The sequence below is a fragment of the Vibrio crassostreae 9ZC13 genome, from assembly GCF_000272045.2.
GTDB lineage: Bacteria > Pseudomonadota > Gammaproteobacteria > Enterobacterales > Vibrionaceae > Vibrio > Vibrio crassostreae_C.
Genome location: NZ_AJYZ02000019.1, coordinates 771,921 through 789,166 on the forward strand (window position 1 = coordinate 771,921; position 17,246 = coordinate 789,166).

General features: G+C 43.8%; 12 protein-coding genes and 2 pseudogenes. 12 read left to right on the forward strand and 2 right to left on the reverse strand.

The features are described 5' to 3' along the window. Positions 1–1,653, reverse strand: a 1,653-nt coding sequence (locus tag A136_RS22975; RefSeq protein WP_017064676.1) for a tandem-95 repeat protein, incomplete at its 3' end; no start/stop codon positions are given. Positions 1,654–1,843: 190 nt separating this feature from the next. Here A136_RS22975 and A136_RS04680 point away from each other — a divergent pair. The 12 genes and pseudogenes from A136_RS04680 to A136_RS22550 all read left to right on the forward strand — a co-directional run. Beyond that, positions 1,844–2,194, forward strand: coding sequence for a hypothetical protein (locus A136_RS04680; protein WP_017060458.1), 351 nt, complete (start codon positions 1,844–1,846; stop codon positions 2,192–2,194). Between the two features lie 12 nt (positions 2,195–2,206). Further along, positions 2,207–3,556: an HlyD family type I secretion periplasmic adaptor subunit gene (locus A136_RS04685; RefSeq protein WP_017064677.1), complete on the forward strand. Its 1,350-nt coding sequence runs from the start codon at positions 2,207–2,209 to the stop codon at positions 3,554–3,556. 3 nt (positions 3,557–3,559) lie between these two features. Next, the gene (locus tag A136_RS04690) at positions 3,560–5,791 is read left to right on the forward strand and encodes an ATP-binding response regulator (protein ID WP_029235244.1); all 2,232 of its coding nucleotides are present in this window, start codon (positions 3,560–3,562) and stop codon (positions 5,789–5,791) included. After that, on the forward strand, positions 5,766–7,190 hold the full coding sequence (locus A136_RS04695; protein ID WP_017064679.1) for a TolC family protein: 1,425 nt from the start codon (positions 5,766–5,768) through the stop codon (positions 7,188–7,190). The genes A136_RS04690 and A136_RS04695 overlap by 26 nt, the downstream gene beginning before the upstream one ends. Then, positions 7,180–8,766 (forward strand): ABC transporter transmembrane domain-containing protein, encoded by a 1,587-nt coding sequence (locus tag A136_RS04700; protein WP_017064680.1) that lies wholly within the window; start codon positions 7,180–7,182, stop codon positions 8,764–8,766. Before A136_RS04695 ends, A136_RS04700 begins: the two co-directional genes overlap by 11 nt. After that, positions 8,763–10,901 (forward strand): ATP-binding cassette domain-containing protein, encoded by a 2,139-nt coding sequence (locus A136_RS04705; RefSeq protein WP_017064681.1) that lies wholly within the window; start codon positions 8,763–8,765, stop codon positions 10,899–10,901. The genes A136_RS04700 and A136_RS04705 overlap by 4 nt, the downstream gene beginning before the upstream one ends. 108 nt (positions 10,902–11,009) lie before the next feature. Continuing rightward, positions 11,010–11,384, forward strand: coding sequence for a hypothetical protein (locus tag A136_RS04710; protein WP_017064682.1), 375 nt, complete (start codon positions 11,010–11,012; stop codon positions 11,382–11,384). Positions 11,385–11,597: 213 nt separating this feature from the next. Next, positions 11,598–14,801 carry a response regulator gene (locus A136_RS04715; protein WP_017064683.1) on the forward strand — a complete coding sequence of 1,068 codons (3,204 nt, stop codon included), beginning with the start codon at positions 11,598–11,600 and terminating at the stop codon, positions 14,799–14,801. Between the two features lie 10 nt (positions 14,802–14,811). Next, positions 14,812–15,288, forward strand: a complete 477-nt coding sequence (locus A136_RS04720; RefSeq protein ID WP_017060466.1) for a hypothetical protein — start codon at positions 14,812–14,814, stop codon at positions 15,286–15,288. 1 nt (position 15,289) lies between these two features. Beyond that, positions 15,290–16,381, forward strand: a complete 1,092-nt coding sequence (locus A136_RS04725; protein WP_029235245.1) for a hypothetical protein — start codon at positions 15,290–15,292, stop codon at positions 16,379–16,381. Between the two features lie 145 nt (positions 16,382–16,526). Continuing rightward, positions 16,527–16,610, forward strand: coding sequence for a hypothetical protein (locus A136_RS23230; RefSeq protein WP_371726260.1), 84 nt, complete (start codon positions 16,527–16,529; stop codon positions 16,608–16,610). Beyond that, positions 16,600–16,812: pseudogene (locus A136_RS22550) on the forward strand (gamma-glutamyltransferase); the annotation flags it as partial. The gene A136_RS23230 and the pseudogene A136_RS22550, both read left to right, overlap by 11 nt. Positions 16,813–16,959: 147 nt before the next feature. Here the strand turns inward: A136_RS22550 and A136_RS04730 are convergent. Next, positions 16,960–17,246, reverse strand: a pseudogene (locus A136_RS04730) (hypothetical protein); the annotation flags it as partial.

Here is a 17,246-nt window from a genome sequence, read left to right on the forward strand (position 1 = left end):
GTCGTAGGTCACACTTTCAATAGTAAGGTTGTCACCTTCAATGTCCGTTGCGCCTGTTAATAGGTCTGCATCAGTGAAGATTAACGTACCGTCTTCTTCAACACTGAACTGTTGGTCTTGTGGAACAGGTAAATCATTTACTGGGTTAACGGTTAGGTCAGCCGATGCTTGAACCGTATTGGTACCATCTGAGATATCGAAGCTAATATCGATATCACCATTGAAGTTCTCATCTGGCGTGATGGTGAAGCTGCCGTCATCATTAGCTACAACCGTCGCATCTCCACCAACCGTAAGGTCGCTAGCCGTAAGGTCATCGCCTTCCACATCTGATGCTTGAGAAAGCAGCTGCTCTTGGCTTAGACGAATCGAACCATCTTCGTCGATTGAGTACGCTAGGTCACCAGACACAGGCGCATCATCAACCGCAGTCACACTTACATCGATGTTCGCAGAGACCGTATCGGTTCCGTCTGACACATCGAAGCCGAAGTTTACGTCGCCATTGAAGTTTTCGTTTGGCGCAAAGGTGTAAGTCCCGTTGCCGTTGTAGGTCAGGATACCGTCGCCACCATCGTAGGTCACACCTTCAACCGTTAGGTTGTCACCTTCAATGTCTGTCGCACCAGAAAGGAGGTCAGCGTCGGTGAATACAAGAGTTCCGTCTTCCTCGATTTCAAACGTTTTATCTTCAGGAACAGGCGCGTCATTAATCGGGCGTACCGTTAAATCAATTGCGCTGCTAATCGTTTCTTGGCCGTCACTGATGTCGAAAGTAAGGTCAAGTTCACCATTAAAATCAGCTGAAGGAACAACGGTGAAAGTACCATCACCATTGTCTTGAACTGTTGCATCATCACCAACTTGAACGTTAGAAGCAACAAGCTCGTCCCCATCTACATCACTTGCGTATTCGAGTAATTGTTCTTGAGTGAATGTTATGGAGCCATCTTCATCCATGATGTAAGCCAGATCTTGTTCAGCTTCTGGCGCATCATTTTCACTTTCCACTTTGATTTTAAACGTTTCGCTTACCGTTTCAGAATCAAAGTCATCCTCTACTTCGCTAATGGTCTCTTCGTCAGAAGCTTGAACATCAACTGCAAACGTCTCTTCTACTGTTTGTGAATCTAGCTCATCACCAACTTGTTGGTCACCCGACTCTGAAGATGTCGCACTCGGCGCTGCTGAAGTACGCGCAGCTTGGCCTTGTTCTTCATTACCTTCAGCGTCTACACCACCTGTCGCAGCCTCTGCGATATCACCACCTACAGCTTGTGCGCCCGCTCCAGCACCGCCACCACTGCCAGCAGCGTTATCCGAGCCAGCTTCAGAAGCGGCTCCACCAACTACATTGGATTGTGCAGCGTCTGAATCTCCATCACTTCCTGGCGTCTCTTCTTGCACAGCCGCACCAGAAGCAGAGGCATCTTCAGTATTACCTGCACCACTCGGATTTTCGTCTAAAGCCTGGTTAACTTCGTCTGCCGCATCCGCATTTTCAGCACCCGTCGCTATTGTCGACGCAATCGTGTTTTGCTGATTTTGTTGATTCTGCTGTTGGGAGGGCGTACCCGCGTCGTTCGTGTCCGTTTGTTCTACCGCGTCATTTAGATCTTCATTTTGGTTGTTTTGGTTATTTTCGCCTGCCATTACAGCCTCCGTTGCTACTAGCTAACTGATCGTATTTATAGAGGCATTAAAGGACATCATTTTGAAAAACCAATTTTTTATACAACATTTTTCATAATTTCTTTTTAAAGAGAAAGAATCAAAAAAAATTTGAAAACTGCCTTTAAAGATCCTTAGTTATTGTGATTAAAGCAATTAAGGCAGTGGAGCGATGATAGACATGACGAATTTGTTGCGCTCGGTCGACAACAACCACAAAGGGCTGCAATTGCTATTAGGCGACTTTTACAATGACTTTTCTGACGCAGCCCTAAATATAGAAGCGCTTCATAACGGTAATCATTTTGATGAACTCAATAGTTACTCAAAACGATTGAAGACCATCTTAACGTTGCTTTGCGACCAAGACCTTCCGCCAAAAATGGCCAAATTGGAACACTTGAGTAGACACGAGTTTCCTGCGCCGGAAGATCTAATAGAGGATGTAAAAACTGAATTGCACAACGTCAATCGACAAATCAACCACTTGTTGGATATTAAGGAAGTAATAGATGGCAAGTAACCGAGGTCAGTCATGAGCAATAACCAAATAGAACATCACCTCAGAAAAGCACTCGTTTCCAATAACGAGCCTTCTAAAGTCACAGCTGATGACACTATTGTGCTTGCTAGTGCCATGACCAGCGTTCACAAAACGTTGCTCATTATATTCTTGCTCGCTTTGGTCGCTATTGCGGTGGCGTCACAAGCACGTATCGATATTGTTGTTTCTGTACGTGGCGAACTGCTATTGGAATCGGATGTTGAGAAAGTTCAGCATTTAGAAGGCGGGATATTAGAAGAATTGTTAGTCAGAAAAGGGGAAGTCGTTTATGAGGGCCAACCTATCGCTCGAATACGCTCACTTGACCGTAACACTCAACTTGATACCGTCAATACTGAAATTATTCAGATAGAGCTCGATAAGATTCGTTATGAAAGCTTACGCGACATGATAGAGCCTAACTTCGACGCTTTCATTGAGAAATACCCTGAGCAAGTTCAGGTCAACATGAATACCTGGAGACAAGAATTCTCTAAAAACCGTTCAAATGAAGAACTCATTACACACGATATTAAGCACAAGAACTCGTTGATCAGTTCAATGTTAAAGCGTCGCAAAAGTTCAGAGAATCAACTCTCTCTGATACGTAAGCAGCTCAACATCAAAAACACCCTCTATAAAGAAGAGATGGCTTCTTATGTCGACGTTCTTAACATGAAAGTACAAGAGTCGAATATGGTGCGTGAGATTGAGAACCTTGACGAATCTGTGATGAATGAGCGTTTCCAACTCGACAAACTGGAAAAGCAACACCGTGACTTGGTTGAGAATCGAAACTCTGAGTACCAAGCACAAATCATTCAAGCGAACAAAGACCTCAAGCTAAAGCGAATCTTACAACCGCAGCATTCCGACAAGGTTGATCGCCTAGTCGTCTACTCGCCAGTCGATGGTGTGGTCGATAAACTTCACTTCAATTTCCGTTCTGCTGTGATTCCGCCAGGAGAAAGTATCGCCGATATTGCCCCAATAAATAATTCGTTACACGGTGAAGCGAAGATCCCACGTAAAGACATGGGATTTGTCGAAATTGGTCAGGCAGTGAAAGTAAAAATGGATACCTATAACTTTGCAAAATACGGGTTTGTTGAGGGAACCATCGCCTCAATCAGCCGTTCATCATACGAAGAAGAAGACGCTGAATTCTATTTAGCTGAGATTGAAATTGACCGAAACTTTCTTGAACGAGGAGGCACTCAATACAAGTTATCACCTTACATGGAGTTTACCGCTGATGTGAAAACAGGCTCGCGTCGCGTGATCGAATACGCTGCGAAACCGGTGATGTCAGCCATCGAGGATGCTTTCGATGAGAGATAATCAATGAGCGGTAAACCTTCGTACAATATTTCCATACCCGCCCTACGTCTAAGCATACTATTTAGCGTGGTATTGGCTGCGCTCGCTTTCTATTTATACTTTTCTTGGTCAAAAATAGATTCAGTCGCACAAGTGCAAAGCGCCCCACTGCTCATACAAGCCCAGAAGCTTAATCAGACCATAGAACAAGATATTCAAACTCTGCAACAGTGTTTAAGTACCAACACTTGCGGCACTAACGAATTCAACCTGTTTAACTTGAAGCTTGAAATTGATGAATTTCGCTCTTTAGCCTCGTTGAACAAAACCGAGTTCAGCTTGGTTGGGGCAACTGAATACACACAACTGGAATTGGCGATTAATCGTTTCTCCGATAGCGCAAAAACACGTAACGACGTATTAGGCTTGTACCTTTCATTGACCAATAACTATCTGCAGATGGACGACAACTATCGCACCATGTTTAACAACCATGCAAATGACTTAATGTCAGAAAAAAACGAGTTCTTTATCTGGTTGTTTATGGTGGTCGTGATATTGGCTGTGATTACGATTCTATCCAACTCAGTTGCTATGTTGAAGCTAAAGAAATCCAGTTCTAACGAACGCGAAATCGACTATGAATTCGATGCCCTGTATCAAGAGCTGAAGCAGCTAGATTTACAACGTCTTGAAGAGCTTCTTAATGAAGTTAGCATCAACCCCAAGCAGCGTCAGATTTACTCTCATCTCAAACTTATTTTCAGTAAATTAGAAGACCAAAAGCGCAATAACGATCTCTACAAACAGTTGTATGCGCTGATCGGTTATGAGATTCGCGGAATTACAAACACCATCAACGGTGGTGTCCAATATCTGGTTCAAGAAACCGATGAAAACGGCGTGTTGATGGCGAACGATATTACCTCTGCGTGTAGCACACTATCTGAGTTAGCAGAAAACTATAATCGCTTGATATCACAGGGTACGGAAAGCAAGTCGAAAGAGTTCTCTTTACTGAGCGTGTTATCTGAATTAATGATTCATATCAGTGCCAAAGTACAACGTAATGAAAGCCAACTTGACTGTTTTATCTCTGACAACTTACCCAATCGTGTAGAAGGTCAATCCACCAGCTTGTTCTGGATATTGTTCCTGCAGCTTTCCAATGCCATTCAATTCAAATCAAATAAGAAACTGTTTGTAACGATTGAATCGGGTGCGGCTTCAGACATGGAAAATACCCGTGTCACCATCAACCTCAACTTCTTATCAACACTGGATGTTTCTGTTGCCAAGCTCAACAAACTCCATTGGAGCGCACACAAAGACCATACAGCCAGCACAGATGACTTAGCGAAAAGCGTTCTGAAGGATTACGGATATTACGAGAGCCACTGGTTCCAGTCAGGGGCTCAGGAACGTTTTCAGATCGAGCTTGATCTTAAGGCTAAGAACTTCCACACAGAGAAAACTCGCTTTGATGGCAAGCGTTTACTCTTGTGTGCTAATACTCAAGTTCGCATCGATGTGATGAAGAAAATGCTCAGTAACTTGGGGCTTGATATCACCGAGATTCGCACTGCAAATGAGCTTTTCTCAGCGGCGAAAACGTTCGGTGATTACGATGCGATTATGCTCACCGATACCTTTGAACCCAACAAGCTGCCGTCGTTGAGCAAGACGGTGAAATCTCAGCTTAAGAACCACCCAAATACCAAGTTACTGTTGTCAGTGACCAACACTCAGCAAGCACAAGAGTGTCATAGCTTCGTCGACAAAATCATCAACGCTCCTGCTATCCCTTACGAGTTCATTCCAAACCTACTCACCATTATGGAAGCGGAAGCATCGGAAGAACAGATGGAAAACAGCTCATTCCTTATCGTAGAGGATGACCGAGTTCAACAAATTTTACTGAAACGAATCTTGACCAAACAAGAATATGAACCAGACATGGTTGGCGATGGCGCCGATGCCGTGAAGCACTTTATGAACAAGCGTTCTGACATCATCTTCATGGATTGCATCATGCCGGGTATGGGTGGCATCGAAGCCACAAAACGCATTCGCCAATTCGAACAAGAAAACGAGAAAAACCCTTGTACCATCATAGGTGCAACCGCATTGACCAGCAGTAACGAACACCAGGCTTGTATTGAGGCCGGAATGGATTACGTAATCAGCAAACCTTATAAAAGCGACCAAATCATCAAGGTGATCAACAAGTATGTGGCGGTACAAAAACTTAACTAGCAGCATCATAGCTGCGCTTACATTAAGCACGACACCTTCAGCATCGGCGACTACCCTGCTTGAGGCGGTAGAACTCGGTCTGCAGAACAGCCTTTCTCTTCGGGCGAGTGATAAAGGGGTCGAAGAGAACGAGTACAACATTGGTATCAGCCGCTCAAAATTTCTTCCTTCCCTCAATGGTGCTGCCGATACCACATGGAATGAAAATGAAACCTTGCTATCAAGTGTGCCTGATGAAACTTCAAGCTATAACTCGAACAGCTACAGCCTTTCCCTTTCTCAATCGATCTTCAATCTGGGCGATATTTTCAAATATGGGACGGCAAAGCTCGACTTCAACATTGAAGAGATTAAACACGAGAACAAAATCCAAAGCACTATTTCAGAAATCGGCTCTCAATACTTTGAGTATTTGAAAAACAACGCACAAATTAAAGCGACCAAGGTAGAGCTTAAGTCGTCTGAGACGCGTGAACATCAAATGCGACGCAATGTGGAACTCGGCAATACAGCCGCCAGTGAGCTTTACGAAGTGATTGCTCAGAAAGAAGGTGTGTCGAATCGATTGAGAACCTTGCAGAAAGACCGTCGCGTCATTCTCAACGGGCTATCGATTCAGATTCAATACCCTATCACTCCGTCTCAAGATATCTACGAAAGTGTGCCTTTAAAAGAGATAAACGAAACCGAACAACGATCAATCATGGATCAAGCGTTAAAGCTCAACAACGACTTGTTAGTGGCTAAGAAAAACGTCGAGAGAAGCCGCAGAAGCTTAAAAGAGAGCGGTTCGAACTTCTTACCGACCGTATCGCTTTCAGCCAGCTATCGACACGATGACGCCAATAACTTCGACAAAACCGACATTACAGCGACAGGCGAAAGTAACTCAACCAGTGTTGGGTTAAACCTAGCAGTTCCTATCTTGTCTGGTGGCTCTGATTACTACGGCTATCAAAAATCATCGACGGCCATCGAACGTACTGAGCTGCTTTACCAAGATTCGCTTTACACCACACGTAACAGTGTGAATACCTCCGTGCTCAACATTAACGATTTCTCGCAGTCTATAAGCAGTTACGAAAACATCATTCGCGCCAACTACGCGTCTTATAAAGGGATCCAAAGAGCCTACCAATTGGGCACGCGTACTATCACCGACTTGCTGGCGGCGGAAAGTAAACTATTCAGCGCCTTAAGAGACTACGAAAGCGCACGATACGACTACATCATCGAGACCATCAAGCTTGAGCAAATTAAGGGAATACTCTCAATTCAATCTATCGAAAGCGTGATGCAATTAATGAGCGATATTGAGGGACGAGACAATCAAGATTTGGTGCCTAAACATCTTCTCTCAACGGAGTCGTTGAGGAAAGGAGGTCGCAATGCAAACTGAGCAGTTTTCGCAAAAGATCAACATGGCAGATAAGTGTTATCTGACTTTCTCAACGATAATATCGACCCTGTTTGGTTTGGTACTGCCCTTCTCCATTCTGATCATTTTTGACCGAGTGTTACCCAACCAAGCACAAGATACTCTGTTCTTATTGTTCGCGATTATCTTGATTTCTATCTTCCTCGACTATCACTTAAAAAATCAGGAAGAGAAGATTTCCTCTGTCATCATGAGGCAGTTTGAGACCAACTTAACCAATAAGGTATTTCAATCCATCTGTTTGGCGGAAATCTCTGAGTTCCGACGTTTGGAGCCAGGCGAATACCTAGAACGAATCTCAACCATTCCTGAATTGAAAACCTTCTTTGGTGGCGAATCGGTTCGAGCGCTTATCAACCTTGCCGTCAGCGTGATCACTATCCTCATCATAGGACTCATCAACATATGGGCTGGCATTACCCTTCTGATTGCCTCTGTCATCTTGGCTATTTTTGCGTGGAGCCTTTCCAAACAAAAGATTGGTAGTTTGCAGAATAAGTCAGACATCGAAGGGTTAACTACCTCCAAAATCATTGAGATCATCTCTAGCCCGCTTGATATCAAAGCTCGAAATATGGAATACCGCGTTGAAAGCCTGATGACACAAATGGTCGAAGAGCGCGAAGTTGAGAACATCAAATATGAGCAGATTGAATCTAACTTCAGCCTAATATTGGCGCTCATCCAACAGCTTTCTATAGCTTGTGTTGTTGTGGTACTGGCAACGGCCGTTATCAATATGGAATCTAGCCAAGGCATCATGGCCGCGATCATCATGCTAACCAACCGTTATTTTGCGCCTTACCAACAAGTGATGCGCACCGCGAGCCGTTGGGAGTTAAACAAACTCCATATTCAGCGTATCGTTGACCTCCTTGAATTGGCCGCCTCTGTTGAACACCAACATGAAACAACAGAAGTAGAACGTATCTCGGTTAAGTATTCTGAAAAGCAGCGTATCGAGTTCGAACTCGGACAAGCCTATTTGCTGACAGGGAAAAGTGGTTCAGGTAAGACCCACCTCGCTAACTGTATTACGCGTCAGAACAGTGATAGCAAACTAGATATCATGATTAACGACACGCCTTTGGATGACGTCAATTACAACGTTTGGCGTAACAGTGTTCTGATGGTTGATAAGACCAGTTCGTTCGTAGAAGGGACGATTATCGATAACCTCACCTGTTTCCGCCCAAGCTTGAATAACACGGCGTTTGCACTGTGTGAAACCATGAACATCAAAGCTCAAATTGATGGGCTTCCTGCCGGTTTTTATACAGAACTCAAAGGCCATATGCGTAACCCATTCTCACGCCAAGTTGGCTACGCCCTATTATTAGTTCGCGCCCTGCTCGCCAGTAAGCGCGTATTGATATTTGATGACATCGACTGTGTGTTTGATGAGGAATTTGCACGAATGGTTCTCACCAGTACGGCTTATCGAGCCAACGACAAAATCTTGATCATCGCCAGTAATAAAATGGACAAGCTTAACCATCGCCTCAAACGCGTAAAACTTACCGGAGGTGACCAATGAGTATCTTAGTCGACTTCAATAATGTACCGCAACGTGTTTTGGATTTTGAATCCAGCGGATACGACGAACGTTACAGTCAATCGCCACTTATCCGCGGTTTGGCCTACACCTTGATAGCACTCGAATGGGAAGGCACACCCGCGATACTCAGCGATGCTTTTATTCCGAAACACAAAGACAGCGACAGCTTTACAGCAACCATAGAGCGTCTTGGGTATCGCTGTGATGTGACCAAATTAAAGACACTCGAGAATATAGATAAACACCCTCAGCCATGCTTTATTGAAATAGAGAATCTAAGTGCGATTTTCTTAGGCACCAAAGATGGAAAGTTGCTGCTGTTTGATTACACGAACAACAACACCATTGAATACCCAATGTGCAAAAAGCCCTGTTTGCTGATTGCGATTAGCGAATATTCTCGTCTGTTCCGCGAGCCACCTCCGGAATCGCAAGACAGAAGCAATTGGATTAAATACGCTTTCTATCGTTATAACAATGAACTTAAAAGCCTGATCATTCTCAGCTTCGTCATCAGTATTCTCGGTGCATTGCAGCCATTCTTTATTATGAGTGTATATAACTTCGCACTGACTTCGAGCTCCGAAGCCACACTCTATTGGCTAACCTTATTCGCCATTATTGTCGGCTTCTCTGAATACTTCTTTAAGAAAATGCGGGTCAACATCATTGCCACTTCCGGTAAAGACCTCGCCGTGCACATCTCGCAAGCCGTTATATCTAAGTTGCTTTGGCTACCCTATGCGATGACATCTACTGCTGGGGTCTCTTCTCAGCTAGCACGTTTGAAAGATATCGATACCTTCCGACGCTTGGTGACTGCCGAATCGACGCTCAGCTATTTTGATATGCCGTTTGTGATCGTATTTATCATCGCCATTGCTCTGATGTCTGGTACAGCGGCATTAGTGGTGATGGGTGGTTTAATCCTGATGTTAGTGTTCTGTATTTACTCTCGCTATATCTACTCGCAAGCCACATCCAAAAGTTCGCGCGCCAATGCGATGGTCTCGTATCAATGGAACGAAATCCTTCGTGGTATCAAAACAATCCAAGGCCTGCCTTTACTTCGTGTCGTTCAATCTCGATTCAGTGCATCGCATATGCAAAGCACCAGCGATGCAGAGAACGTTGCCGTGACTAACAGTAAGATTCAGGCCGCTGGTGGCAGTTTGATTCAAGTGATTGGTACAGCAAGTATCGTGACCGCGGTAATCGGCGTGATGGAAGGTACTTCTGATGCGGGTGCCATGCTCGCAACCGTTATTTTGGTTTGGAAAGCGTTAGGCCCAATCATGGGTATCTATAACTCAATTTCCAAGTTCCAATCGATCAAGGCTTCATCAGCACAGATAAACAACCTGATGTCGATGAATGACGACAAATTGACCTTAGAAAAAAGCCCACCTATTCGCCTGTTCCAAGGAAGCATTGTGGGCAGCGGAGTCAGTCACCGATATGCAGGAGCCGCAACGGGTTTAACTAACTTGGGGTTCAAAATCCCACCCAGTGCCAAAGTGGTCATTTGTGGCCCTACGGGCTGCGGTAAAACCACCTTAATTTCAATCATTGCTGGGTTAGAAGACCGCTATCAAGGCGCTGTATCTGTCGATGGTTACAACATTAAACAGTTCAATAGCTACCGTTATCGCACGTCGATTAACTACATCCCTTTCAATTTGCATATTTTTGAAGGCTCACTTGAGACCAACTTCATTTTACACAACGGACTGATTCCAACAGACAAGATGCAAGAGATGATCAGCTTCTTCGAATTAGATGAATGGCTTCCGGAAGGATTGGCTACTCAGTTAAGCGTGGATAAATGCAAAAGTCTTCCGAATGGAATTCAACAAAAACTGCGTCTGGCACTTGGCCTAGGTAACTGTGAGCAATCTCTGATTATCATTGATGAACCGTTCAACGGTGCAGAGCAAGAAAACGCTCAATACTTTAATCGCCTGTTCTCCGATAAATTGTTGAATAAGACCGTGATTTTTTCGACTAACGACCCTGGTTTGATCGCAACATCAAACATGAGTTTAGTGTTAGAGCCGGATGGGAATTTGAAATATTTTGGCTTAACAGACAAATACTTAAACAGCTTAAGCTAAAACCTCAACGCTTAATCACAATTCGCTATTTAGGGAAATGGATATAATTGACAAATTCATAAGCGAGAGGGATGATTCGTCCCAATACCACAGGTAACAAGGAAGAATATGTACACATTCGTTGCAGACAAGCTTGATGTAGCTTACTTATCCGCAATTCCTGAAAACCACCAACTTCAGGAGTGCGATGTACCTGAAGAAGAGATGGAGCTTCGACAGATCGTTGAGGTTTGGTATGAGTCTGCCTTCCTACCCGCTTTCAATCTTCAGAAAATAGACATTGAGAACAAAGCAGAGCTCACCATCGTACAAATGCACGTATTCAGCAATGATACGAGCACACTCGCCTTCCTACTAAAAAACAGAGTGTATCGCGCCGCACTTAACAGAATGCTCGGTATTTGGACATTAGAACCCTCTGCAAAAACCGTATTAGAGCAACTTCTTTTCGAATTAAGCCTCGATAACAATCGTTCTCATTAGTAAGCTTTTTAAGTGATTCATCAATAAGCATAAAATTAAACAAACTGCCAAACGCTATAAATTACTAATAAAAGAACGCATTTCAAAATAAGCTCTGGAATCACAAGAACTTATACCTCTCCCACACTTACGTAAAATTTACCGTTTCAAAGTTTCCATATCGGCATTTTTATTCTACTGTTTTTATATAATGACAGTTGGATGGATCCTTATATGGCGATTACGGTTTGGAATAACCTTTCAGTCAAACATAAACTCTTTGGCTTAGTTCTACTTCCCATTTCATTATTACTCTTCCTAGCAGGTAGACAGGCTTATATATTAACGACTCAGTTAACCGATTTTGAACGAACCAATCAGTTATCTGTCTATCTTCAAGATATTTCTATTTTGTATAGAAGTACCTTAGCCTCTAGCCCTGAAGAGTTTGCTACTCAAAGCAACCAAGTAAAGGCAGAACTTAAAAACCTGTCTCCCATCATTTTTTTAGACGCATCTGATGAAATGAATCAACTTGTTGCCGATTTCAGCGAAGCGACCTTATCGACGATGCAAGTGACTGACACTTACGATAAATTGGATGCCCTCGAATGGCAGAGCGATTTATACAAGCAACTGTTACTTGAAGTAGAGAAAGTCCCTTTTGAAAACACTAAACGTGAAATTCAACAGCACCTCACTGCCCTTCAACAACTTGAGTGGTTGATGTTTTGGTCGAACGAAGAGTTCAAGCTTGGTAGTTCACTGATTGAGATCTTCCAAATCAGCCAAGAGTACGACCCAGAACTCGCCGAACAGATCAAAACCTTGAGTGAAAGACAGCAATTGTTCTTAGAGCGCTTTGTTTCATTGAACGCCAACGAACATCAAGTTTCTTTGATGGTTGAAGTGTTTCGAAATGATGTGTTTGCTCAAAGCCAAGAGATAAGAAGCGCGCTACTCGACCTAAATACAATCAGCCAACTGACGCCACAAGAAGTGTCTGTCGGCTTAGAAGCGATGAGCGCACGGCTCAACTTATTACAAAGCCTTGGCGGCGTAATCAAGCAAGAGTTTCAACAAGAAGTTGAGCAAGCCATCTATGACGCGCAAATACAACGAACCCTGTTTATTTCAATCGTCGCTTTGCTGGCTGCGATTGTTATGGGTTTAACTCTTAGCTTGGCGAGACAAGTCACTAACAACCTTAATTTGGTGTTAGCTTTCTTAAAAAGCGAAAATGATGACACGCGCCCTTCTTTAGATAAATTAATCCAAGGTAAAGATGAACTCAGTCTGTTTGCTCAGCAAGTTGAACGATTGACCATCGAACGAGAGCTCGCGAAAGAGAGATTGACGGTAGCAAAAGAAGACGCAGAGAGAGCCAAAGAGGATGCCGAACACGCGAAAGACCACGCAATACAAGCCAGCAAAGCAAAAAGTAGCTTCTTGGCCAACATGTCTCATGAAATTCGCACCCCGCTCAATGGTGTTATTGGTATTTCGGAAATCCTCGCAGATACGCCGCTTACACCGACACAACGTGACTATGTTGATACGATCGAAACTTCATCCCAACTGCTCCTTAGCTTAATCAACGATATCTTAGACTTCTCTAAAATTGAGTCTGGCATGCTATTAATCAGCCCGCATTCTGCATCGATTAGAGAGTCGATATACGACATCGCCTCTATTGTGGCACCAAAAGCGAAAGAACAAAGAATATCGATTAACGTTGATATCAGCCCAGATACACCAGCACGCGTGATGATAGACGATCACCGTTTAAGACAGATCTTGATGAACTTTATGTCGAATGCGGTGAAGTTTACGGCTGAAGGTGGCGTCACATTATCAATTCAAACGCTCAACAAAGCAGATAACAATGCCACCATTCGATTTGCTGTACGAGACACGGGTATTGGTATCGATTCACTGCAACAAAAACAGATATTTGAACCGTTCGCTCAAGAAGACGATTCAACCACACGCCAATTTGGTGGTACTGGTCTTGGTCTAGCCATCAGTACACAGTTGGTAGAGCTGATGGGTGGTCAAATTCAACTCGACTCCGTCAAAGGTGAAGGAAGCTGTTTCTACTTCGACTTGGTATTGCCTGTTGACTTGATACTGCCAAAACCAAGTACAGCAACGGCTGATATTTATGTGCTGGGTAACGAAAACATGCTCTCCGAGCGAATAGAGTCCGACCTTAACCTTTATGGTTTGAAGGTTACCGATAAAACGAATGATATAACGGCAATTACAGAGCAGCTCTCCACTCAAAAACACACTAAACCTATTACTGTTGTTTTCGCCGAAGATGACGCATTCCTAGCTAATACCCACGCAGATAACTTAGAAAAGCTGCACCAAAACGGCATCACTATCTGTTTGATACGTTCCTTCTTAAGTGAGCCAGCGGATCTTGGTGACAGCGTTACTGCACAAGTCGCACAGCCCCTACTCGGCTTGCGTTTAATTAAAGCTATTGAGCTTTGTGATACTCGAGGTTTGGCGGAACTATCAGAAGCAAGCCAGACATCAGTCGAGATCCAACACAAAATCCTCATCGTTGAAGACAACAAGATCAACCAAAAAATTGCTGGTCTTCATGTCGGTAAAAGTGGTTTTGAATTCGAGTTCGCTAATAATGGTCAAGAAGCTGTGGACATGTTCACCGCTAATCCTCATTACGCGGCGATACTCATGGACTGCATGATGCCGGTTATGGATGGCTTTGATGCAACAAGCAACATCCGAAGAATTGAAAAAGAAACGGAAGCGACGCGACGCATCCCTATCATTGCATTGACCGCCAGTATCATCGATGACGATATTCAGAGGTGTTTCGACGTTGGTATGGATGACTATGTACCAAAACCATTCAAGTTCGAAATGCTTAAAGAGAAAGTACTCACCGCGGTAGAAGCTATGCCACTACCAGCTTCCTATAAAGCTCAACCTAAGAAACAACCTGCAACTGTCACTCCAATTATCAACGGGGCTGCGACCAAACGTACTTTGCCTGAAGAAGCGGAACAAAACGCAATTCCGAGCAAATCAGAGAGAATCTTGCTAGTCGAAGACAACCGCGTCAATCAAAAAGTAGCTTCTATCATGCTGAAGAAGGCCGGATATGCCTTTGAAATTGCAGACAACGGACAAATTGCCGTTGATATGTACCAGAACGACAGTAGCTTCGACATTATTTTGATGGATTGCATGATGCCTGTTATGGACGGTTTCACGGCAACTAAGGAGATTCGAGAACACGAGAAAAACCAAGGCTTAAGCAAAACTCCTATTATCGCGTTGACCGCTAGTGTTATCGATGATGATATTCAAAAGTGCTTTGATTCCGGAATGGATGGATACGTAGCGAAGCCCGTAAGAAAAGAAAAGCTATTCCATCAAATAGAAAGTGCGACTTGTTAGGAGATACCTCATGGATTGGATTAGAACAATAAAAACACTTCCCCGCAGAGTCATGTTGCCAGTCGCGGTAGGGCTATTAGGAAGCTTGCTTTTTCTAAGCCCTGCTCACGCCGCTGAAGATTATGCCATATTTTCTTTAGACTCCGGATTTGAAGAGATATCAATAAACAAAGCGCGAAAGCTCTATAGAGGGAAAACTAAGCACCTCAATGGCAAACGTGTTGAACTGTCTGATTGGCCTGAGAACAGTGCCGAAAGAGAGGACTTTTATCAGCTTTTGCTTGGAAAAAATGCCGCTCAAATGAATGCACACTGGGCTGGTTTATCTTTTTCAGGAAAAGCGCGTTATCCAAGAGAAATCAAAACGGCGTCAACCGACAGCTTAGTCGACTGGCTTGATGACAAACCAAACCGTATTGGTTACTCCCCACTCTCTTCGGTTCCTCAAAATGCCAACGTTCTCTACGTTATAAGTTCGGAGAAATAATATGAAAAGAATAATTACGTCAGTGTTATGTGCCTCAATGGCCTCTCCGGCTTTTGCGAATATCGAACTTACCGATAATTTATCCTTGAGTGGCTTTGGCTCAACGTCTTGGGCAACATCGGATAACGATAATCCATTAATCATCAACCGCGGTTTTACTGATGAGAGCTGTTACGACTGTGATACCACATTTGGTGTTCAACTCGATTACTTCTACAACTCATTCAAAGCTTCCGTGCAAGTTGTCAAGCCACCCCAATATGATTGGAGTGAGCCGCAGCTAGAGTGGGCTTACTTAGGTTATGAATTTAATGACTTTGATGTCAGCATTGGTCGATTACGACTACCATTATTCCTTGCCTCTGAGTACTACTATGTGGGCCAAGCCTATATGACAGCAAGGCCACCGACAGAGGTGTATAACAGCGTTCTCGGAGTCACAGCTTTCAACGGTATAAAAGTGAGCTGGACTCATGATGTCAGTGATAAAGCAACGCTATTGCTCTCACCTTTCTTCGGTGTAAAAGACAAAAACAAAGTTGACTTTAATTCGAGTACAGAGCTGGAATTTGAAACCAACCGAATGTTCGGTGCCAATCTTCAATTGAGCGGTGAAAACTATCGTTGGAACTTGTCATTCCTCGACTCCAATTTTGATCAAACCGTTTCTGGCACGATTACAATCCCTGGGACTTCGATAACAGCTCCATTCAGTAGCAAACAAGACAACCAACACATTCAACTTTGGTCGTTAGGTGTTGAGTATGAATTAGGTCAAGCGGTGCTTGCAAGTGAAGGACAGATCAGTGACATCTCGTCCTCGATGTACGCTAGTTTGGGCTACAGACTAGATTTATTCACTCCATACGTCGTTTACGGAGCAGAGTTTGATTCTCACGAACACCTAACAGGAAACAGCTACCTAATTGGTGTGGATTACGATGTGTTACCTAACGTCTCCATCAATGGCGAAGTGCAATATTTTGAGGCTCGTAAAGCAAACGGTGCCTTTGTTGAGGATTTCAATGCACTTACTGGTTTTGATGACAAAGATGCCGTCCTTTACACCATCATGTTGAGTTTCGTCTTCTAACCCAAATCCTTTTCCAATTACGCCAGACGAAACTGGCGAAGAGTTTATGGTAAGTGCAACGAATCCATATGTAAGCAGCACTGGGTATTCGGTACTCAAGCAAGGAGGTAATGCAGTCGATGCAATGGTGGCGATGCAGATGACAATGTCGGTGGTTGAACCGGATATGACTGGGATTGGCGGCGGTACTTTTGCGCTGTTTTACCAAAAAGACAAAGACCAAGATTGATCGCACCAAACCTTACGACCCAACGGGTTTGCTCGTCGAAAAGAAAACCTACGCCGAAATGTTAGTACCAGAGTTCATGCAGCTCGGTTATCCGGTGCATGTCATTCCAGTCGTCAGTGGCTTGAATGCCATTCAAGTCAAAGATGGCAAGATCTATGGCGCGACCGACAGACGCCGTGCATCAAGCTCTATGGGTGAATAATAAAACGAAATGGGCAAGTAACAGGCTTGCCCTTATTTTGTCTTTAGTTGCTTGAACCTCGTCTAAGCAGTTCATGGATGCGAAAAAGCCAGTCGAACGTGTCGACTGGCTTTTCATTATAGGCTTCGCTAATTACTCTTTAGGATATTATGAGCTTGGCGCTACTCGTTTATCTTTCAACTGATCAATAACATAGTCAGGAGCTACTTTACCTAGCTCACCTAAGCAATCATCGGTCTTTTCATTTCCGTAGCGCACATAGATATCGCATACCGCGTATAGCTGCTCTGGAGAACCAGAGATCAAATATGCTTTCTCGAACGATTTAGTCGACTTGTCGATATCCAACTCTTCTTGTAATACCCCATTTAGGTACCAGTAGTAGCTGTTATCTTTCGCTAGCTTCGCAGCCACTTCAATCTCTTTGGCTGGCG

Bases quoted from the DNA above. Each gene is read 5' to 3' on its own strand.
- A136_RS04720 (WP_017060466.1), top strand. From the start codon at position 14,812: ATGGATTGGATTAGAACAATAAAAACACTTCCCCGCAGAGTCATGTTG.
- A136_RS04700 (WP_017064680.1), top strand. From the start codon at position 7,180: ATGCAAACTGAGCAGTTTTCGCAAAAGATCAACATGGCAGATAAGTGT.
- A136_RS04690 (WP_029235244.1), top strand. From the start codon at position 3,560: ATGAGCGGTAAACCTTCGTACAATATTTCCATACCCGCCCTACGTCTA.
- A136_RS23230 (WP_371726260.1), top strand. From the start codon at position 16,527: ATGTCGGTGGTTGAACCGGATATGACTGGGATTGGCGGCGGTACTTTT.
- A136_RS04705 (WP_017064681.1), top strand. From the start codon at position 8,763: ATGAGTATCTTAGTCGACTTCAATAATGTACCGCAACGTGTTTTGGAT.
- A136_RS04725 (WP_029235245.1), top strand. From the start codon at position 15,290: ATGAAAAGAATAATTACGTCAGTGTTATGTGCCTCAATGGCCTCTCCG.
- A136_RS04695 (WP_017064679.1), top strand. From the start codon at position 5,766: ATGTGGCGGTACAAAAACTTAACTAGCAGCATCATAGCTGCGCTTACA.
- A136_RS04715 (WP_017064683.1), top strand. From the start codon at position 11,598: ATGGCGATTACGGTTTGGAATAACCTTTCAGTCAAACATAAACTCTTT.
- A136_RS04680 (WP_017060458.1), top strand. From the start codon at position 1,844: ATGATAGACATGACGAATTTGTTGCGCTCGGTCGACAACAACCACAAA.
- A136_RS04710 (WP_017064682.1), top strand. From the start codon at position 11,010: ATGTACACATTCGTTGCAGACAAGCTTGATGTAGCTTACTTATCCGCA.
- A136_RS04685 (WP_017064677.1), top strand. From the start codon at position 2,207: ATGAGCAATAACCAAATAGAACATCACCTCAGAAAAGCACTCGTTTCC.